Genomic DNA, 20,215 nt, shown 5'->3' with positions numbered 1-20,215 from the left:
CTCAGCATTCTTCACGGCCAACCTGCAGCTAGGCGCTTCGGGCATGTTGTGCGCCCGCAACTGTTTTGTTAAGAGATGCGCCAACTGAACGGGTGGCTTTCGGCCATCCCCTGATAACCCCCTCGGAAGGTCAAACAAGCATGGCAAAGATCAAGGTTGCAAACCCGGTCGTCGATCTCGACGGCGATGAGATGACACGCATCATCTGGCAGTTCATCAAGGAAAAGCTGATCCTGCCCTATCTCGATCTGAACATCGATTATTATGACCTTTCGGTCGAACACCGCGACGAGACCAATGACCAGGTCACCATCGACGCCGCCAACGCCATCAAGAAGCACGGCGTCGGCATCAAGTGCGCCACCATCACCCCGGACGAAGCCCGCGTCGAGGAATTCGGCCTGAAGAAGATGTGGCGTTCGCCCAACGGCACCATCCGCAACATCTTGGGCGGCGTGATCTTCCGCGAGCCGATCATCATGAAGAACGTGCCGCGCCTGGTTCCCGGCTGGACCAAACCGATCATCGTCGGCCGTCACGCCTTCGGCGACCAGTACCGCGCCACCGACTTCAAGTTCCCCGGCAAGGGCAAGCTGTCGATCAAGTTCGTCGGCGACGATGGCGAGACCATCGAGCATGAAGTCTACGACGCGCCGTCTGCCGGCGTTGCCATGGCCATGTACAACCTTGATGATTCGATCCGCGATTTCGCTCGCGCTTCGCTGAACTATGCGCTGATGCGCGGCGTGCCGTGCTACCTGTCGACCAAGAACACCATCCTCAAGGCCTACGACGGCCGCTTCAAGGATCTGTTCCAGGAAGTCTTCGACGCCGAGTTCAAGGAAAAATACGAAGAAGCCAAGATCTGGTACGAACACCGCCTGATCGACGACATGGTCGCGTCCGCACTGAAATGGTCCGGCGGCTACGTCTGGGCCTGCAAGAACTACGACGGCGACGTCCAGTCCGACATCGTCGCCCAGGGCTTTGGCTCGCTCGGCCTGATGACCTCTGTTCTGATGACCCCGGACGGCAAGACCGTCGAAGCAGAAGCCGCTCACGGCACCGTCACCCGCCACTACCGCCAGCACCAGAAGGGTGAGGAAACATCGACCAACTCGATCGCCTCGATCTTCGCCTGGACCCGTGGCCTGGCCCACCGCGCCAAGCTCGATGACAATGCCGAACTGGCCAAGTTTGCTGAAACGCTGGAGAAGGTCTGCATCCAGACCGTCGAATCGGGCTTCATGACCAAGGATCTGGCGCTGCTGATCGGCCCCGACCAGCCTTGGCTGTCGACCACCGGCTTCCTCGACAAGATCGACGAGAACCTGCAGAAGGCCATGGGCTGAGCAATGGCCGCCGGACCTGCCGTCACACTCAAGAAGCTGTGGCGGCAAAACCGGTGGCTGACCCTGTCTTTCATACTCACATTGACGCTGGCGCTGGTGTTCATCATCCGCGCCGGCGTTTTTTTTGTCTACTGGCAGCAGCATCAGGACGAACCGATCGAAGGCTGGATGACGGTGCGCTATGTCGCCCACTCCTACCGGGTTGACCCGGAGATCGTGCACACGGCCATCGGCCTGCCACAGACCGGTCCGGACCGCCGTCCGCTGGTAAAAATCGCCCGCGAGGACGGCAGACCGCTCGACGAGATGACCGCACGGATTCTCGAAGCAATCAGGGCAGACCGCGCAGCCCATGGTCAGCCCGAAGGCAGGCTTCCCGCCCCCAACCTTATGCCCCCGGATGCTGCCCCGCAGGCTTCGCCCGAGCCATGACCGGGCAACTGCTCGAATTTCTCACCATTTACGGCCTTCCGGCTGCAGCCCTGCTCCTCGCGATTGGTCAGGCCGGTGTGCCGATTCCCACCTCGCTGGCGCTGCTGACGCTGGGTGCCTTGGCCGCCAATGGCGATACGGAACTGGTATCGGCCTTCATCTGGGCGGTTAGCGGCGCCACGCTTGGCGACCAGGCGGGTTTTCTTGCCGGACGTTTCGTCATCCAGTCCGCCGAGGGACGATCGGGATTTCTCGGCGGATTGGCCAGCAAAGCCCGTGCCGCCGAGCCAAAGCTGGAAAGATGGGGCGGAAGCGGCGTTTTCCTCACCCGCTGGCTGTTCACCCCGCTTGGCCCGGCCATCAACATCGCCAGCGGCATCACCGGCCTCTCCTGGCCACGCTTCACCATCTGGGGTGTGTCCGGCGAACTCGTGTGGGTCTCGATCTACATCGCGCTTGGCTACAGCTTCGGCTCCAACATCGAGACCCTCTCCGAAATCCTCGGAAACCTGTCGATGGCGCTGGCCATGCTGGCGCTGGCGGCCTTCCTCGGCTGGCGATTGAGACTAGCCGTCAGGACAGCGCAGGCCCGGACACGAAAGACACGAGGGGACACACCATGACCGCCACGCTAACCACGCCCCAGGTCACCCTCATCGGCGCCGGCTACAGCGTCTATACCCGCATCTGCCAGATTGCGCTCGACATCAAGCATGTGCCTTTCATGTTTGAAACGCTGGATGTCTTCGCCGAAGACGGGCCGGCGAAAGCCCGGCAGGCCGGTCACCCCTTCGGCAAGATCCCGATCCTGCGTCATGGCGATCTGACACTTTACGAAACCCTCGCCATCACCCGCTACATCGATGACCGGTTTGATGGCCCGCCGCTGCAGCCTGAAGATCCGGTTGATCGCGCCCGCATGAACCGGATCATTTCGATCGTCGACACACAGGTCTATCCCATCCTTGTCTGGGGACTTCATGTGCCGAAATCGGAAGGCCGCGAGCCGGACCCGGAATTGCCCGACAAGGGCCGGACGATTCTGTCCGTGCTCGAGAGCGTGGCGCAGCCCCCCTGGCTTTGCGGCGATGTCCCCACGCTTGCCGACGCCTACCTGGCGGCATGCATGGACTGCATTCTAGACAGCGAGGCAGCGGAGCATCTGCCCGGCCATGCCCCCGGGCTGATGGCCTGGTGGCACCGCGCACGGCCGCTTCTGCAATCCGCCTGAATCCGCCAGCGAGGACGCGGGCAGCTCCAAAGTATATTTTTGGCAATCCGCTCACCTACATTATTAGAAGTATCTAATTCAAAGCAACCTTCGCAAAATGTCGCGGGATAAATGAAGTTTTAAATATATGCGGCAATGCTGCGCCGGAGAAAACGGTTATGGATTGGCACAGTGACAGCAAACATGTCCCCGAACTACAAACGTTATGATCTGGGCCAGCAGCCCGCGGGAACGGTTGTCGAAGTCGTTCTCTCCTGCATCAACAACATCCGCCTCATGGATAACGACAATTTCGCCCTTTATGCCGAATCCAAGAACTGCCGGTATATCGGGGGACGCACCGAGAAATCCCCGGCTCGCCTGACCATCCCCAGGGCCGGTCACTGGCATGTTGTCGTCGACAAGACCGGGTTCCAGACCCTGGCGAACTCGAATGTCCGCGCCATACCGCCCAAAGCCATACAGCCCGCGAATGCAGCCGCACCGCGCAAGGCCGCAAGCCCGGCGACGGCCGAGGCGTCCTAACCAGCCCTCCGCTCCAGACCACATCCATTGAACAGACAGACCGGCTCGGATTGATCTATCCGGTCAGGCTGAGCCCGGCAGGCCGGTCAAACGAAAAACGCCCGGACAAGGCCCGGGCGCAATCTCGGATTTCTCTTCCGCAAGGCGCGCATTCCGCCCCGGTCGTCAGCCGATGGCCGCAGCCACGGCGTCAATTGCAGCGTTTGCCTTGGCCCCGTCCGGGCCGCCGGCCTGGGCCATGTCCGGCCGTCCGCCGCCACCCTTGCCACCGATGGCTTCGGACGCGGCACGCACCAGGTCAACCGCCGACAACCGCGATGTCAGGTCTTCGGTGACGCCAACCACGACGCTAGCCTTGCCATCTTCGCTGACCGCCACAAAGGCAGCCACGCCGGAGCCGAGCGACGCCTTGGCCGCATCCACCAGCCCCTTGAGATCCTTCGGCAGCACACCGGTGACCACCTTGCCCAGGAATTTGACACCGCCGATGTCGCGGCTTTCATCGCCGCCCGCGCCACCGCCGCCGCCAAGCGCCAGTTTCTTGCGCGCTTCGGCAAGTTCGCGTTCGAGTTTCTTGCGCTCGTCCATCAGCGCTTCGACCCGCGATGGCACATCGGTGGGCTGCACCTTGAGCAGCGAAGCGACCTGCTTGAGCTTCTCGTCCTGGTCGGTCAGGTGCTGGCGCGCAGCTTCCCCGGTCAGCGCTTCGATACGGCGCACACCGGCGCTCACAGCACTGTCGGACAGCACCCGCACCAGGCCGATCTCGCCGGTGGCGCCCACATGGGTGCCGCCGCACAGTTCCACCGAATAGGGACGGTTGGCCTTGACCCCGCGCACGCCGGTACCCATCGACACCACACGGACCTCGTCGCCATATTTCTCGCCGAACAGCGCCATGGCGCCCTCGGCAATCGCGTCATCGACAGCCATCAGCCGGGTTGTCACCGGGCTGTTCTGAAGGATGATCTCGTTGGCCATGGCCTCGACTTCGCTCAGTTCCTCGGCCGTCATCGGCTTGGGATGCGAGACGTCGAACCGCAGCCGCTCGGGCGCAACCAGCGATCCCTTCTGTGCCACATGGGTACCAAGCACCTCGCGCAGCGCCTCGTGCAGGAGGTGGGTGGCCGAGTGATTGGCGCGGATTTTCGCGCGCCGGGCATGGTCGACGTTCATCTGCGCCACCGCGCCGCGCGTCACCTTGCCCGAAACCACCTTGGCCCGGTGCACGAACAGGCCCTCGCCGCGCTTCTGCGTATCGCTGACCTCGAGCGAATAGCCTTCACCCGAAATCGTACCCTGGTCGCCCATCTGGCCACCGGATTCGCCATAGAACGGTGTCTGGTTGACCACCACATCGACCAGGTCGCCGGCCTCGGCCGCATCCACCTGCTTGCCGTCGCGCACCAGCGCCTGGATCACCCCTTCGGCCACCTCGGTATCATAGCCGAGGAAGTCGGTGGCGCCGACCTTGTCCTTGATTTCGTACCAGATGGTTTCCGTCGCCGCATCGCCCGAACCGGACCAGTGCTTGCGCGCTTCCGCCTTCTGCCGTTCCATCGCTTCGCTAAAGCCCTCGGTGTCGACATCGACGCCACGCTGCCTGAGCGCATCCTGGGTCAGGTCGAGCGGGAAGCCATAGGTATCGTAGAGCTTGAAGGCGGTCTCGCCGTCGAGACGGTCGCCTTCGCCAAGGTCGGCGCTGGCCTCGTCGAGCAGGCTCAACCCGCGCTCCAGCGTCTTGCGGAACCGGGTTTCCTCGAGCTTCAGTGTTTCCGAGATAAGCGCTTCGGCGCGCTGCAGTTCCGGATAGGCGCGGCCCATCTCGGCAACCAGCGTCGGCAGCAACCGGTACATCAGCGGATCGCGTGCGCCCAGGAGCTGCGCATGCCGCATGGCGCGGCGCATGATGCGTCTGAGCACATAGCCGCGGCCTTCATTCGATGGCAGCACACCGTCGGCGATCAGGAAGGAGGCCGAACGCAGATGGTCGGCGATCACCCGGTGGCTGGCGCGGTTCTTGCCCTCTGCGGGCACGCCGGTGGCGTCCTCAGAGGCCGAGATCAGCCGGCGGAACAGGTCGATGTCGTAATTGTCGTGCTGGCCCTGCAACAGCGCAGCAATGCGCTCGAGCCCCATGCCGGTGTCGATCGACGGCCGCGGCAGGTCGACCCGCTCGTCGGCGGTGAGCTGCTCGAACTGCATGAACACCAGGTTCCAGATCTCGATGAAGCGGTCGCCATCCTCGTCCGCAGAACCGGGAGGTCCGCCCCAGATATGGTCGCCATGGTCGTAGAATATCTCCGAGCACGGCCCGCACGGTCCGGTGTCGCCCATGGCCCAGAAATTGTCATTGGTCGGGATCCGGATGATCCGGCTTTCCGGAATGCCGGCGATCTTGCGCCACAAATCATAGGCATCGTCATCTGTGTGGTAGACCGTGACCAGAAGCCGCTCCTTGTTGATGGCGAAATCCTGGGTCAGCAGGTTCCAGGCAAGCTCGATGGCGCGCTCCTTGAAATAGTCGCCAAAGGAAAAGTTGCCCAGCATCTCGAAGAACGTGTGGTGGCGCGCGGTATAGCCGACATTGTCGAGGTCGTTGTGCTTGCCGCCGGCGCGCACGCATTTCTGCGAGCTCGCAGCCGTCGAGTAAGGCCGCTGTTCAAGACCGGTAAACACGTTTTTGAACTGCACCATGCCCGCATTGGTGAACATCAGTGTCGGGTCATTGCGCGGCACCAGCGGGCTCGAGGCCACCACTTCATGCCCGTTCTTCTTGAAATAGTCGAGAAACGCCGACCGGATTTCATTCACGCCACTCATGATCAACCCTTTGTCTGATAGGCAGGCAGTCCGCCGAAAACCGCATCGAACCACGGTTCCGCGATCCGCATCGCGACTTGCGGACCGCCGCTTTTATCGTTCGCCCGGATGCCTGTCCAGACGCCAGCCACAGCCCCTGCAAAGGAAAACCGGCCGCCGGCCCCCAAAAGGACCGGCGGCCGGCTCGAAACCATCGCGACAAACGCGAAATGATCTACATTTCGGCGGCACCCGTGCCGCTGTCATCATCCTCGCCGGCGCTGCGGTCTTCTTCCAGGAACTTCTCGGCAATCAGGCCAGCGTTCTGGCGCAGCGACAATTCAATCTCGTCAGCCAGTTCCGGATTGTCGCGCAGGAACTGCTTGGAATTTTCCCGTCCCTGCCCCAGCCGCTGGCTGTTGTAGGAGAACCAGGCACCGGATTTCTCGACAATCCCGGCCTTGACGCCCAGATCGATCAATTCGCCGACCTTGGAAACGCCTTCGCCATACATGATGTCGAATTCGACCTGTTTGAACGGCGGCGCCATCTTGTTCTTGACCACCTTGACCCGGGTCTGGTTGCCCACCACCTCGTCGCGGTCCTTGACCGAGCCGATGCGGCGGATGTCGAGACGCACCGAGGCGTAGAACTTCAGCGCATTGCCGCCGGTGGTGGTTTCGGGCGAACCGAACATCACGCCGATCTTCATGCGGATCTGGTTGATGAAGATCACCATGCAGTTCGAGCGCGAGATCGAGGCGGTCAACTTGCGCAGCGCCTGGCTCATCAGCCGCGCCTGCAGGCCGGGAAGGCTGTCGCCCATCTCGCCCTCGATTTCAGCGCGCGGCGTCAGCGCCGCCACCGAATCAACCACCAGCACGTCGATGGCGCCCGAGCGGACCAGCGTGTCGGTGATTTCCAGCGCCTGCTCGCCATTGTCAGGCTGCGAAATCAGCAGGCTCTCGAGATCGACACCAAGCTTGCGGGCATAGACCGGGTCGAGCGCATGTTCGGCATCGATAAAGCCGCAAATGCCGCCCTTCTTCTGCGCTTCGGCGATGGTCTGCAGCGCCAGCGTGGTCTTGCCCGAGCTTTCCGGCCCGAAAATCTCGATCACGCGGCCGCGCGGCAAGCCGCCAATGCCCAGAGCGATATCGAGCCCCAGCGACCCGGTGGGAACCGTTTCGATCTCGACAACGCCTTCATTGGCGCCGAGCTTCATGATGGAGCCCTTGCCGAACGAACGTTCGATCTGGGAAAGTGCGGCGTCGAGCGCCTTGCTTTTGTCCACGGATTTTTCCTCTACAAGCCGCAAAGAGTTCTGTGCCATTCGGTCCACCTTTAGGTTATCGTGCCATCGCAAGCAACGAGTGCTCGTTTGTTTAATTTGTACTCTATTTGTTCCGCATGCACAAGCCCCAACCAAGGCATTGTTATTAAACGGAAACCCAGCCCATGTTCCATTTTTGTTTTCCGGTAGTGGATAAACCAGCAAACAGGGTTCCGCCATCCTGCGGCGGCCCATTCGGGCCCCAGGCGATTCGTCTCCGCTCAATCGTTTCGGAGCACTAGCCATGGCCCGCATTCTCGCAATCGGCGGCGCCCATATCGACCGCAAGGGCTGGCTGGCCGGCCCGCACAGGCCCGGCGCCTCCAATCCCGGCCATTGGGAAACCGAGGCCGGCGGAGGCGCCTTCAATGCCGCGCGCAACCTCGCCCGGCTTGGCCATGAGGTGACGCTTGTCGCCCCCCGCGGCGGCGATGCCGCGGCCGGTCTGGTCGCCCGCGCGGCAACTGACGCAGGCATCGAGGATTGCCCCCTCACCTTTCTCGATCGCGCCACGCCGAGCTATACGGCGATTCTTGAGCCGGACGGCAACCTTGTCACCGCGCTGGCCGACATGGCGCTCTACGATCTGGTACCGGCACGGCGGCTGCTGTCCTCCAGACTGCGCAAACGCCTCACCGAAGCCGATCTGCTGCTCGCCGATTCCAATCTGCCCGAAAGCGCGCTTTCGGCTCTTGCCGAAGCAGCAAGCCACATTGGCCTGCCGCTTGCCGTCATCGCTGTCTCGCCCGCCAAGGTCGTCCGCTGGAAGCAGAGTCTCGCCAGGATCACCTGCCTCGCCATGAATATCGCCGAGGCCGCCGCATTGACCGGCGAGCCGGCGCAAACCGCGGATCAATGGCCGGCACTGCTGTCAGGCAAGGGGCTCAAGGGCGGCCTTGTCAGCGCCGGCGCCGCGCCGGTCGCCGCCTTTGCCCCGGGTCCGCAAGGGGCTGGAGAGATCATCCTCCAGCCGCCCGCGCTTGATCACCTGCAGGATGTCACCGGAGCCGGAGATGCGCTGGCCTCGGGCTATATCGACGGATTGCTTGCAGGCGGCTCCATCCGGGACAATCTCGTCCGCGGCATCGCGCTGGCGCGGCTGACTGCATCCGTTCGCGGTCCGGTTCGCCCGGATTTGTCGCAGGATCTGCTTGCCGGAACACTTGAAGCCATGCCAAAGCCGGCACACATCCAATTCCGATCTCAGGAGCCCCTCGCATGACCGGACCCGTCACCATTCAAACCACACCGGAAGTGACCGAGGCGCTGGCCGAAGGCCGCCCCGTGGTGGCGCTCGAATCCACCATCATCACCCATGGCATGCCCTGGCCGGGCAATCGCGACATGGCACTCGAGGTCGAGGCCGTGATCCGTTCCGAAGGCGCGGTTCCCGCCACCATCGCAGTCATCGACGGCCAGCTGCATGCCGGTCTCGACGAAGCGACCATTACCAAGCTGGCCCAGGCCAGCGACGTGATGAAGCTTTCGCGCGCCGATTTCGCCTTTGCCCTGGCTGAAGGCCGCACCGGCGCCACCACCGTTGCCGCCACCATGATGGCAGCCGAACTCGCAGGCATCGGAGTCTTTGCCACCGGCGGCATCGGCGGTGTGCATCAGGGCGCGGAATTGAGCTTTGATATTTCCGCCGATCTCGAGGAACTGGCCCGCACCCCCGTCATCGTTGTCTCCGCCGGCGCCAAGGCCATCCTCGACATTCCCAAGACGCTGGAAGCGCTTGAAACCCGCGGCGTGCCGGTGGTGGCCTACGGCCAGGATGCGATGCCCGCCTTCTGGTCGCGCGATTCCGGCCTCAAGGCCCCTTTGCGGCTTGATGATGCCGGGGCCATCGCCCGCTTCGAGGCCACCCGCCGGGCGCTCGGCAGCCATGGCGGCATGCTGATCGCCAACCCGGTACCGGTTGAAGACGAAATCCCGGCCAGCGAAATGAACCGCCACATTGCCGCGGCGCTGGCCACCGCCAGGGCACAGGGCATCGAGGGCAAGGCGGTCACGCCGTTCCTGCTCGGCGAGATCCTGACCCTGACAAATGGCGCCAGCCTGAAGACCAACATCGCGCTGGTGCTCAACAATGCCCGCCTCGCAGCCCGCATCGCCAGCGAACTGGCGGCCGGAACCAACTGATTGCAGGCCTTCGCCTGCCGTCAAAACCAGAGGATAGTGTGATGAAACCGACCAGACGCACAGGCAGCGCCTTCGACCGCGCCGAAGCCGCCTTCAAGTCCGCGACCACCAGGCCGGTTGAAGCCGCTCCCAAACCGGCAACCGTGCCCGAGGGCAAGGAACTGGTGTCACTCAGGCTCGATCGCGCCGTGCTCGAACATTTCCAGGAAGACGGCCCCGGCTGGCAGGACCGCATCAACGCCGCGCTGCGCACCGCAGCAGGGTTTGAAGGCAAGTAACGGCCAAGGTCAGCAACAGGTCAGAGCATGCCCATCGGGATACGGTCTGACCACACCATACAAAAAGACCCGGCCACTTTCGCAGCCGGGTCCGGTGTCGCCTCAGACGTGTCTGTTGCCGCTGATCAGCTCAGCGGCGAAATCTGGATTTCCACGCGGCGGTTGGCTGCGCGGCCGGCATCGGTACTGTTGTCGGCAATCGGCTGGCTTTCGCCAAAGCCCTGGGTAAAGAACCGGCGCGGGTCGTTGCCCTGCGAGATCAGGTAGCTCGACACCGACTGCGCCCGCTGCTGCGAGAGCGTCAGGTTGTGGCTGTCCGAACCGGTCGAATCGGTGTGCCCGGTCACGTCGACCAGCGAGCGGTTGAATTTCTTCAGCACCAGCGCCACCGAATTCAGCGTCTCGTAGAACTGTGGCTTGACCGCCGACTGGTCGCTGTCGAAAGTGATGTTGGACGGCATGTTGAGCACAATCTTGTCGCCCACGCGGGTCACCGATACGCCGGTGCCCTGCAGCTGCGCGCGCAATTGCGCTTCCTGCTGGTCCATGTAGCCGCCGATGGCGCCACCGGCGAGCGCACCGATGCCCGCGCCGATCAGCGCGTTGCGGCGGTCGTCGCCACCTGCCAGCGTGCCCAGTGCCGCGCCGCCGAGAGCGCCAAGCGCTGCGCCGCCGGCCAGGTTCGAGACTTTCTGCTGCCCGGTATACGGATCGGTCGTGCAGCCGGCAACGAAGACGGCGGCAAGCGCCGCGATCAGGAGTTTGGATTTCATGATGGCCCCTCTTGGCAAATCTGGAAATGCGAAGTCTAGTGGAAAATGCGGCAGCATGATGAAGATTTCGTCACCGGGGAATTAACCCTGTATAGCAGTGGCGCTGGCCAGGCCGGTCAGCGCCGTATCCAGCCATCTTTCGTCATCCTCGGCCTCCCGCTTTCGTCATCCTCGGCCCCCGAGCCGAGGATCCATTCCGTAATCTATCGGCTCATGGTTTCGTTTGGAGAGATAACGGAATGGATCCCAGCCGCAACGACGTCGCTTTGCTTGTCTTGGTCGGGGCTCTGGGATGACGAAGGCGGGGACGCATCATGACGGAAACTTGAGGCCGACATCATAACCGCGGTTGTAAGAATCCATCGAGAGAATTGCCATGAAGAGTTCAGGTGACGTCGTCATTAGTTTTTCTCCGTGTCAAAAGCGCCAGAAGCCAATGAATTTGCAAAACGGTTCTCAGCATTAACCGTTGCAAGTCGATTTCCGTCCAAATGCTTGTCGTAGTATTCACCCAACCACCCCAACACCGCCTCCACCCTGCCCTTGGTCACGGTTTCGTCGGTGATCGCCATCTTGATCGATGTGAGCGCGTAGCCGGGGCCGAAGCTGGCGGCGAGATCAGTGGGATCGACGCGGGCAACGCTGGCCGGGTTATCGTTGTCGGCGAAGGTGACCAGCAGGGGGTATTGCTTGGGGCTTAGTTCGCGGCTTGCCCGCATATCCGCAAGCCTCTGCGCGGTCTCGACCGGCGGCTCATCGAAAAAAAACACGTTCGTGGCACAGGGCAGTCCCTTGAGCAGCGCGAAGAGGTAGCGTCCGGGGGCCACTTCCAGCACCACCGCCTCGCCGGTCAGCTCATAACGCGCGCCGCGCGCCTCGGGCAAAATCATCCATTCATTGCCCGTGGTGTCATGCATGGTCACGGAGACAACGCTGGAAGCGGACTTAATCCCCTTCGGCGTTTCAACCGTCACTGTCAACTTCTGATGCCAGGTATTTGAATTGCCGCAGCCAGCCAGAAGACAGGCCGCGAAAGCGAGACCAAAAGCACGCGAAATCAGCGTCATGCGACCAGCCTTTCGGACGGCTCGCTCCTCCCGCCTGAATGTTCGACTCATCGCGATCCCCGCCCGTTGCAACCCAGAGACGAGCATCCAACGGGCCGCCACGCAACCCTGCACACACGGGAAGATGCGGATGTGGTTGACCGCGCCTTAGCGCGGGCTAGACCTTTGCACGTCCGCCTGCAGCATCCGCCGCCCGGCTCGCCTCACGCGTCCAGCATTTCCCGCACAGAGGTCGCCAGTTGCTTGAGCGAGAATGGCTTGGCCAGGAAGCCGAACTTGGCATCTGCGGGCAGGTTTTTCGCAAACGCATCCTCGGCATAGCCGGAAACGAAGATGAACTTCATGTCCGGGTAGTCCTTGCGCAGCTCGGTGAGCAGCGTCGGGCCATCCATTTCGGGCATCACCACGTCGGAGACCACGATGTCGACCTTACCATCGAGTTCGGCCAGAACTTCCAGCGCTTCCACGCCGGTGCCCGCCTCGTGCACCTCGTAGCCGCGCGCTTCGAGCATGCGCTTGCCGCCGCGCCGCACCGCTTCCTCGTCCTCGACCAGCAGCACCACCGCCGAGCCGCCAGTCAGGTCTTCGGGGCCGTCTGATGCCGGCTTGGCAGGCGCGCCCTCGGCAGACGCACGGCCGGCCGCAGCCTCGGCTTCCGCTGCGGCTGCGGCCTTCTCCGCCTCGTCCTCGAGATGGCGCGGCAGGAAGATGCGGAACGTGGTGCCTTGGCCCACTTCGGATTCGGGGTAGATGTAGCCGCCCGACTGCTTGACGATGCCGTAGACCATCGACAGGCCGAGCCCGGTGCCCTTGCCCACGTCCTTGGTGGTGAAGAACGGTTCGAAGATCTGCTCCAGCACGTCGGGCGCAATCCCGGTGCCTTGGTCGGCGACCTCGATGAGCACGTATTCGCCGACTTCCATGCCGCGATAATTCAACTGCGCAACCTCGTCGGCCTCGACGTTTCGGGTGCGGACCGTGATCGTGCCACCTTCGGGCATGGCGTCGCGCGCGTTGACCGCCAGGTTGATCAGCACCTGCTCGAACTGGCCCAGGTCGGTTTTCACCGGCCACAGATCGCGGCCGAATTCCAGCTCCAGCTTGACATTGGTGCCGATCAGCCGGTCGACCAGCATGCGAAGATCGCCGATCACGTCGGTCATCGACAAGACCGTCGGCCGCATCGTCTGCTTGCGCGAAAACGCCAAGAGCTGACGCACCAGCACCGCGGCGCGGTTGGCATTGCGCTTGATCTCGATGAGATCGGCAAAGCTCGAATCCGCCGGCCTGAGCGACATCAGAAGATGGTCGGCCGACAACAGGATGGCTGTGAGCACATTGTTGAAATCATGCGCGATGCCGCCGGCGAGCGTGCCCACCGCGTTCATTTTCTGGGTCTGCGCCATCTGCGCTTCCAGCGCCTTCTGCTCGGTGGTCTCCACCGCATAGATGATCGCGGTCTCTTCCGGCGCCTCTTCCGAGTGCTCGATCACGGCATTGACGTAAAAGCGGAAATGCCGCTCCTCATTGTCGGCCCGGCGGCTGTCGATGGGCGAGATGTCGCCCTGCTTGTCCGCCGCCTGCCGCAACGCATCCTGGAATGCCTTGCGGTCCTCTTCGCGCAGCACTGTCTCGAACAACGATCCGCGTTCCATGTCGTCGCGCGTCACAAGGCCGTTGAACATCTGCAGGAACGGCCCGTTGGTGCGCAAAATCTTGCCGTCGCCGTCCACCGAGGCGATCGCCATCGGCGTGTTGTTGAAGAACCGCGTGAAGCGCATTTCGGCGCTCGCCGCGTCGTGGACGCCCGAGCCGCCCTCTTCGCGGCTGATCACGATGGTCCGGCTTTCGCCGGGAGAGCCGTCGCGGGTGGCCGAAACCCGGTGCACCAGCCGCACCGGCAGGCTCTGGCCGTTGGACTTGAGCAGGTCGAGGTCAAGCTGCGCCGTGCGGTTAAGCCCCGGCTCGGCCTGCACCGATTCCACCAGCGCCATGCCTGCACCGGCCACCAGATCGCGCAACATCACCTTGCCCGGCTGGAACGAGGTCAGGTCAATCCCCAGCCAATCGGCCAGCGTCGCGTTGAGATAGACGATCTCGCCGTCACGGCCCGCCGAGAAAAACCCGACCGGCGCGTGATCGAGATAATTGATGGCGTTCTGCAGTTCCTTGAACACCATCTCCTGTTCGGTGCGCTCATGGCTGATGTCGGACAATTGCCAGGCCATCAGCGTGACGTCCTTTTCCCCCGACGTTATCGGCCGTCCGCGCAGGCGGTACCAGTGGCCGGCGCCCGCGCTCTCCTGCGCCGCCCCCAGCGGCTGGGTCATGCGGAATTCTTCCTGCCCGTCCTTGCCCTCGCGCATCGCATTGGTCAACCGGTAGACGGCCTCGGCGGATTCGCGATGCCGCGACAGGATGGCTTCGATGGATTGCACGTCGCTGGCACTGGTCGAACCGGTGAGCTGCCCGTAGGCATGATTGGCGTAAATCACCCGGCCCTTGTCGTCGGTGACCAGCGTGCCTTCGGGATGGGTATCGACGAATGCACGGGCCAGCGGATCGGCCGTTGTCTTCGGCATGATGTCGACAAAGCCGATCACCGTGGAGACAAGGAAGAATATGCCAACCACGGCGAGGACGCCGAGAATGCCAAGCATCAGCTCGTTGTTAAGCCTGTCCTTGAACAGAAAGAACACGATCGACGCGCCAATCATAACAAGCGCGAGGAAAACCAGTCTCGACACAGAACGTGGTTTCGCGCTGCGGTCTACAAGCGCTGCCGGGTTCCCTGTCGCAGGTGTCGTCTCAGTCATGTATCGCTCTTTCGCCCCGCCACGGATCCGTCCGGTTTGAATCACATTCCGCCGCTGATGGAAAGCCCAAACACGGCTCCATCCGGTTTGGCCGGGCAGTTTGCCGGGGAAAGCGCCTTTGCCCGACCGCCATGTGGCATATCCCTGCCACATTTCATACGATACTGGAAAACCACCTTACCCGGGTTGTGAAGCCCGTGGAAAAACGTCAAATGCAATCCGGACACGATCAGGTCCGGGACAACACCGCTGATTTCATCGGCAAATATCGACTGCAACGGAGGACACCAGATGCCGGACATTCTACAGGGCGGCCAGGGTGCAACGCTGTTGACGGCCATCATCATCGTCGCCATCGCACTGATGGCCCTTGTCGGGGTCTTCTGGATCATCCGCAACCGTTCGGCATCGACCTTCATCCGCGGCGGCAAGAACCGCCAGCCGCGCCTTGCCGTGCTCGATGCGACAGCCGTCGATACCCGCCGCCGGCTGGTGCTGATCCGCCGCGATGATGTCGAGCATCTGGTCATGATCGGCGGACCGACCGACATTGTCATCGAGAGCCGCATCGCCCGTCCGGACCAGGTGGCCGCATCGCAGCAGCAAAGGGCGTCCCAGCCGGCCACCGTCGCCGCTCGTCCTGCCGCTCCCCAGCCACATCGCAGCACGGCGCCGGTGCAACCTGCCGCCGCCCCGACGGAGCCCACTTTCCGGCAGCCCGAACCGGCCTTGCAGCCACCGTCCCGGCCACAACCGCCTGTCTCCGCTCCCAGCCCGGCCGCGACCATCGCAACAGCCGGTGCCGCCGCTGGCGCCATTCGCGCCGAAGCCGCAGATCTGCTCGACAGCGCCAGAACGCGGGTGTTCGAGGAGCCGGGTTTTGACGAAAGCGAGCTTGATGAGCTGATGGCCGTCCCGCCTGCCGCTCCGTCGAGACAGGCACAACCGCAGTCGCCGGCGCCATCCGCCAGCCCTGCCGCCGCCACGGCCGCGACTGACCCGATGCAGGCAGAGGCCGCCGATGTGCTCGAAAACGCCAGGACGAGGGTTTTTGAAGAGCCAAGCTTTGACGAGAACGCCTTTGACGAACTGACGGCGGCCCCTGCGGAGCAAACCGGATCGGCGGCAGAAGCGCCGCGCCCTGCCGCGACGGCAAACAGACCGGCGGACGGGGCTCCATCGGAATTTGAAACCGTGCTGGCAGCGGAATTGTCGGAGGACCTGACAGCCAGTGCGCCGGCCGACAGCTTTATCGCCGCCCGGTACACCGAGCACCAGCTTGATCCGGACGAAGCCGGGATGCTGGAAGCCCCCGAGGTTCAGCCCGAAACGCAGCCATCGAGGGATTCGCTTGAAGCCGAAATGGAGCGGCTGCTCGGAGACCTTTCGCGCAAGCCGTGACGGCAGCCCGGAAGCCTTGTCGAGCAACCGACCCGACAATCAAAAAAGCCGGCCCCAAGGCCGGCTTTTTTGCTATCTCGGAATTGTCATCCCAAGCCTATTCGTCTCGATAGACCTTCTCGCGCCGTTCGTGGCGTTCCTGGGCCTCGATCGACAATGTGGCGATCGGCCGGGCATCAAGCCGCTTCAGGCTGATCGGCTCCCCCGTTTCCTCGCAGTATCCGTAGGTGCCATCGTCGATGCGCGCCAGGGCCGCATCGATCTTGCCGATCAGCTTGCGCTGACGGTCACGGGCGCGCAATTCGATGGCACGGTCCGTTTCAGACGACGCGCGATCGGCCACATCAGGGTGGTTGGCGCTTTCCTCCGCGAGATGGTCAAGCGTCTCGCGAGCCTCCTTGAGAATGTCATTCCGCCATTGGATCAGCTTGGCCCGGAAATAGGCCTTCTGCTTGGCATTCATGAAATCCTCGTCATCCGAGGGCACATAAGAGGAAAAATCGAAGTCTTCACTCATGACGATTCTCCCAGTTAAGCCATTTCGGGGGGTGTATAGCCAGACGGGGGCACCGGTACAAGCAGTAAAATTGCGCAGCACTGTAATTTCACCGAAGCGTGAAATAGTTTTAGAAATCTGACATATACTGGGATTCCCCGGCGGTTGCAGGCTGCCTTGCCCTTCGCGCTTTTCAGATTCCATGCCACGGCAAAGCCCCCGGGGGCCGCGCTGGTTGCGCAGGCAAATTCATTTTGCGGTGCACTTTGTCCTTTTGGTGAATTGAAGCAATCGCGCAAATGGCTACATTCAACCAATGAGCCCTGCACCGCATACACCTTTGCGCATTTTTCTGGTCCGCCATGCGCATGCCGCCTGGGCCCTGCCCGGCGTCCGTGATTTCGACAGGCCGCTGGATGAGCGTGGCCGCGAAGAAGCCGCACGCCTCGCCGCAACCATGTCGGTCAACGGCTTTGATCCCGACCGGGTCTATTGCTCCAATGCGCGCCGCTGCGCCGAAACCCTCGACATCCTGCAAAAGGCCCGCACCGGCGGCGGACTGCAGGTCGACTACAGCGACGCGCTCTATGCCTCCGGTCATGACGCCTATCTCGATCTGATCGGATCGGCGCATGATCAGTCTATCCAGTCGATCATGCTCATCGGTCACAATCCGATGATCGAGGACACCGCCCAGGCCTTGCTGCAAAACGATCCGGCGGTGTTTGAATCCGCGCTCGGCCACGGCTTTCCCACAGCAGGCCTGATGATCCTCGATTGCGACAAGCGTGGCGGCAGCGCGGTCAGGGGCGGCGCAAGGTTCGTCGGCCTCCTGTCCCCGGTGGACGCCTGAGTTTTTCGCCCGTGCCCGGCGCCGGGAACCGCATTTTGCGGCCATGCTTTTAATCGATCCACCAAATTCCTATATCTCTTGAAGCAATTCGGAGCAGTTCCCAACGTGTCATCGTCCATCACCACTTTCGCCGACGAGGCCTTGATCGCCTTTGACACGCTCACCGATCGCGCCAGCAACCTGATCCAGCCGACCTTGCGGCTCGGCGTCACCGGGCTGTCGAGGGCCGGCAAGACCGTGTTCATCACCGCCCTGGTGCACAATCTGCTGCATGGCGGCCGTTTGCCGATGTTTCAGGCCGCCCACTCCGGCCGCCTCGCCCGCGCCTTTCTCGAACCACAACCCGATGATGCCGTCCCCCGATTTCAGTACGAGGACCATGCCGCCCGCATGATCAGCGAACGCATCTGGCCGGACTCGACCCGCGCCATTTCCGAGCTGCGCCTGGTCATCGAGTATGAATCCGCCAGCGGCTGGAACCGGTTTTTCTCCGGCGGCAAACTCTGCCTCGATATCGTCGATTATCCCGGCGAATGGCTGCTCGACCTGCCATTGTTGGGTCAGGACTTCGCCGCCTTCTCGCTCAATGCCGCCTCGCTGGCGAGATCCCCGGTCCGCGCCGATCTCGCAGCCCCCTGGCTCGAGAAGGCCGGCTCCATCGATCCGCTCAAACCGGCAGATGAAAGCGATGCACGGGAGCTGGCGCGGCTGTTCACCGACTATCTCCGCGCCTGCAAGAAGGACGAACGAGCGCTCTCCACCCTGCCCCCCGGCCGCTTCCTGATGCCCGGCGATCTCGAAGGATCGCCGGCGCTGACCTTCGCCCCCCTGCCCAACCTGCCCGATACACCTGCACCCAAAGGCTCGTTGATGGCGATGATGGAGCGGCGGTTCGAAAGCTACAAGTCGGTGGTGGTCAAACCCTTCTTCCGCGAGCATGTCGCCCGGCTCGACCGCCAGATCGTATTGATCGATGCGATGCAGGCGATGAATGCCGGCCGCGAGGCGGTTGTCGATCTCGAGCGTGCGCTGTCCGATGTGCTCTCCTGTTTCCGCCCCGGAAGCGGCAGCCTGCTGACCAGCCTGGTTTCGCGCCGCATCGACAAGGTGCTGATCGCCGCCACCAAGGCCGATCACCTGCACCATGAAAGCCATGACCGGCTCGAGGCCATCGCCCGCCGCATCGTCGAGCGCGCCTCGAGCAATATCGGCTCCTCCGGCGCGGACATCGAGGTACTGGCGCTGGCAGCAGTGCGGGCAACCCGCGAAGCCACCGTCAAACAGGACGGCGAAGAGCTTCCGGTGATCGTCGGCACTCCGCTTGAAGGCGAGCGCATCGCCGGCGAACTGTTCGACGGAAACCGTAAAACCGCCATATTTCCCGGGGACTTGCCGAAGAATCCGGATTCATTTTTCAAGGCCGTTGATTCACCCTCCAAGCCGCTCCTGCCGGAGATCAACATCGTCCGTTTTCGCCCCCCGTTGATCGAGGAAAGCGATGGCGGCATCAAGCTCTCGTTGCCTCATATCCGCCTTGACCGGGCCATGGATTATCTTCTCGGAGACCGCCTGGCATGACTGATCGCGACGCCTCATCCCAACCTCGCAAGCCCCGCTCTTTCAGCGTTGACGAGCCTGCAGCCAGGCCGTCGCCTGGCGCGTCGGGCACCCGCGCCGCCGGCAAGACGCGCAAACCTGCAGCCATCCCTGTCACCGTTGAAATGACGATGGAGCAGGACGATCCGTTCCTGTCGCAACCCGGCGATCTCGATGCGCTCACGCCACCGCCGGCAACACCGCGGCCGCGCCGTCTGGGCGCCGGCAAGATCTTGGCCGCGAGCCTCGGCTTTCTCCTCGCCCTGACACTGGGCATCTGGACCGACACGCTGATCCGCAGCCTGTTCGAGCGTATTGCCTGGCTCGGTTGGGCCGCCACCGCCGCAGCCGCCATTGCAGCACTCGCCCTGCTGGCCCTGGTGATCAGGGAAATCATCGGCATCCGTCGCCTGGCCAAGGTTGCACATTTGCGCGAGGCCATAACCGCGAAAGCCAATTCCGCGACAGCCAGGGAAGCCCGTGCGCTTGCAGCCGAGGTCTCGGGTCTCGTCGGCGTCAATCCGCTGACCGCCCGCGGCCGCAAGAACCTCGCGGCACTCGATGACGAAATCATCGACGGCCCGCATTACCTCGCCTTCGCCGAGCGCGAACTGATGAACCCGCTCGACCAGCAGGCGCGGCAACTCACCGTCAACGCGGCCAAACGCGTCTCCGTGGTCACCGCGGTCAGCCCGCGTGCATTCGTCGATCTCGCCTATGTCGGCTTTGAGGCCGTCCGCCTGATCCGCGCACTGGCCGAGCTTTACGGCGGCCGGCCCGGCACCATCGGCATGATCCGCCTGTTTCGCGATGTGATTGCCCATCTGGCGGTCACCGGCGCCATTGCCGCGGGCGACAGCCTGATCCAGCAGGTGGTCGGCCATGGCGTTGCGGCCAAGCTGTCCGCACGGCTTGGCGAGGGCGTCATCAACGGCCTGATGACCGCGCGAATCGGCATTTCCGCCATGGACCTGTGCCGTCCAATGCCATTCAAGGCTCTCAAGCGGCCCGGTATCGGCGATTTCATGTCCGATATTGCGAATTTCGCCAGCAAGGGCGCCAAACCGGCAAAACCTGAAGACGGCCTATGAATCGTCCGGAATTTGTGGATATGTCGA

General features: G+C 62.9%; 18 protein-coding genes. 12 read left to right on the top strand and 6 right to left on the bottom strand.

Annotated features, from left to right (window positions below):
• The first annotated feature begins 140 nt into the window (after positions 1-140).
• The 5 genes from WNY80_RS02985 (at position 141) to WNY80_RS02965 (ending at position 3,540) form a co-directional block, all read left to right on the top strand.
• Complete coding sequence (locus tag WNY80_RS02985; RefSeq protein ID WP_342885853.1) at positions 141-1,352, top strand: NADP-dependent isocitrate dehydrogenase; 1,212 nt, start codon at positions 141-143, stop codon at positions 1,350-1,352.
• 3 nt (positions 1,353-1,355) lie between these two features.
• Entirely contained in the window at positions 1,356-1,784 is a 429-nt protein-coding gene (locus WNY80_RS02980; protein ID WP_342885852.1) for a hypothetical protein, read from the top strand.
• Entirely contained in the window at positions 1,781-2,407 is a 627-nt protein-coding gene (locus WNY80_RS02975) for a VTT domain-containing protein (protein ID WP_342885851.1), read from the top strand. The genes WNY80_RS02980 and WNY80_RS02975 overlap by 4 nt, the downstream gene beginning before the upstream one ends.
• The gene (locus tag WNY80_RS02970) at positions 2,404-3,015 is read left to right on the top strand and encodes a glutathione S-transferase family protein (protein WP_342885850.1); all 612 of its coding nucleotides are present in this window, start codon (positions 2,404-2,406) and stop codon (positions 3,013-3,015) included. The genes WNY80_RS02975 and WNY80_RS02970 overlap by 4 nt, the downstream gene beginning before the upstream one ends.
• 183 nt (positions 3,016-3,198) lie before the next feature.
• Positions 3,199-3,540 carry a DUF1883 domain-containing protein gene (locus tag WNY80_RS02965; RefSeq protein ID WP_342885849.1) on the top strand — a complete coding sequence of 114 codons (342 nt, stop codon included), beginning with the start codon at positions 3,199-3,201 and terminating at the stop codon, positions 3,538-3,540.
• 165 nt (positions 3,541-3,705) lie between these two features.
• Here WNY80_RS02965 and alaS read toward each other — a convergent pair whose 3' ends face one another.
• Both alaS and recA read right to left on the bottom strand, forming a co-directional pair.
• On the bottom strand, positions 3,706-6,363 hold the full coding sequence (gene alaS / locus WNY80_RS02960; protein ID WP_342885848.1) for an alanine--tRNA ligase: 2,658 nt from the start codon (positions 6,361-6,363) through the stop codon (positions 3,706-3,708).
• Between the two features lie 214 nt (positions 6,364-6,577).
• Positions 6,578-7,675, bottom strand: coding sequence for a recombinase RecA (gene recA, locus WNY80_RS02955; protein WP_342885847.1), 1,098 nt, complete (start codon positions 7,673-7,675; stop codon positions 6,578-6,580).
• Positions 7,676-7,919: 244 nt separating this feature from the next.
• Here recA and WNY80_RS02950 point away from each other — a divergent pair, with 244 nt between their 5' ends.
• Genes WNY80_RS02950 through WNY80_RS02940 form a run of 3 tightly spaced genes read left to right on the top strand, consistent with a single transcriptional unit; the run spans position 7,920 to position 10,095 of the window.
• A complete protein-coding gene (locus WNY80_RS02950) occupies positions 7,920-8,897 on the top strand; it encodes a carbohydrate kinase family protein (RefSeq protein ID WP_342885846.1) in 978 nt (325 codons plus the stop codon).
• Complete coding sequence (locus WNY80_RS02945) at positions 8,894-9,817, top strand: pseudouridine-5'-phosphate glycosidase (RefSeq protein ID WP_342885845.1); 924 nt, start codon at positions 8,894-8,896, stop codon at positions 9,815-9,817. The genes WNY80_RS02950 and WNY80_RS02945 overlap by 4 nt, the downstream gene beginning before the upstream one ends.
• Before the next feature lie 41 nt (positions 9,818-9,858).
• Entirely contained in the window at positions 9,859-10,095 is a 237-nt protein-coding gene (locus WNY80_RS02940; protein WP_342885844.1) for a BrnA antitoxin family protein, read from the top strand.
• A 125-nt stretch (positions 10,096-10,220) separates the two neighbouring features.
• On the opposite strand, the gene WNY80_RS02935 is transcribed toward WNY80_RS02940, so the two are convergent.
• The 3 genes from WNY80_RS02935 to WNY80_RS02925 form a co-directional block, all read right to left on the bottom strand.
• Positions 10,221-10,868, bottom strand: coding sequence for an OmpA family protein (locus tag WNY80_RS02935; protein ID WP_342885843.1), 648 nt, complete (start codon positions 10,866-10,868; stop codon positions 10,221-10,223).
• A gap of 401 nt (positions 10,869-11,269) precedes the next feature.
• Complete coding sequence (locus WNY80_RS02930) at positions 11,270-11,935, bottom strand: hypothetical protein (protein WP_342885842.1); 666 nt, start codon at positions 11,933-11,935, stop codon at positions 11,270-11,272.
• 203 nt (positions 11,936-12,138) lie between these two features.
• Positions 12,139-14,751, bottom strand: a complete 2,613-nt coding sequence (locus WNY80_RS02925; protein WP_342885841.1) for an ATP-binding protein — start codon at positions 14,749-14,751, stop codon at positions 12,139-12,141.
• A gap of 291 nt (positions 14,752-15,042) precedes the next feature.
• Here WNY80_RS02925 and WNY80_RS02920 point away from each other — a divergent pair, with 291 nt between their 5' ends.
• Positions 15,043-16,152: a flagellar biosynthetic protein FliO gene (locus WNY80_RS02920; RefSeq protein ID WP_342885840.1), complete on the top strand. Its 1,110-nt coding sequence runs from the start codon at positions 15,043-15,045 to the stop codon at positions 16,150-16,152.
• A 97-nt stretch (positions 16,153-16,249) separates the two neighbouring features.
• Here WNY80_RS02920 and dksA read toward each other — a convergent pair whose 3' ends face one another.
• A complete protein-coding gene (dksA, locus tag WNY80_RS02915; RefSeq protein ID WP_342885839.1) occupies positions 16,250-16,669 on the bottom strand; it encodes an RNA polymerase-binding protein DksA in 420 nt (139 codons plus the stop codon).
• Positions 16,670-16,964: 295 nt separating this feature from the next.
• Here dksA and WNY80_RS02910 point away from each other — a divergent pair, with 295 nt between their 5' ends.
• The 3 genes from WNY80_RS02910 to WNY80_RS02900 all read left to right on the top strand — a co-directional run bounded on the left by WNY80_RS02910 (position 16,965) and on the right by WNY80_RS02900 (position 20,188).
• Entirely contained in the window at positions 16,965-17,501 is a 537-nt protein-coding gene (locus tag WNY80_RS02910; protein ID WP_342885838.1) for a histidine phosphatase family protein, read from the top strand.
• Between the two features lie 105 nt (positions 17,502-17,606).
• Positions 17,607-19,079: a YcjX family protein gene (locus WNY80_RS02905; RefSeq protein WP_342885837.1), complete on the top strand. Its 1,473-nt coding sequence runs from the start codon at positions 17,607-17,609 to the stop codon at positions 19,077-19,079.
• A complete protein-coding gene (locus WNY80_RS02900; RefSeq protein WP_342885836.1) occupies positions 19,076-20,188 on the top strand; it encodes a TIGR01620 family protein in 1,113 nt (370 codons plus the stop codon). Before WNY80_RS02905 ends, WNY80_RS02900 begins: the two co-directional genes overlap by 4 nt.
• Positions 20,189-20,215 lie beyond the last annotated feature (27 nt).

Source organism: Hoeflea sp. AS16 (assembly GCF_038900095.1).
In the GTDB taxonomy this organism is placed as follows: Bacteria; Pseudomonadota; Alphaproteobacteria; order Rhizobiales; family Rhizobiaceae; genus Hoeflea.
Note: the sequence above shows the minus strand (reverse complement) of the source record. Positions and strands in the feature narration are given on the sequence as shown.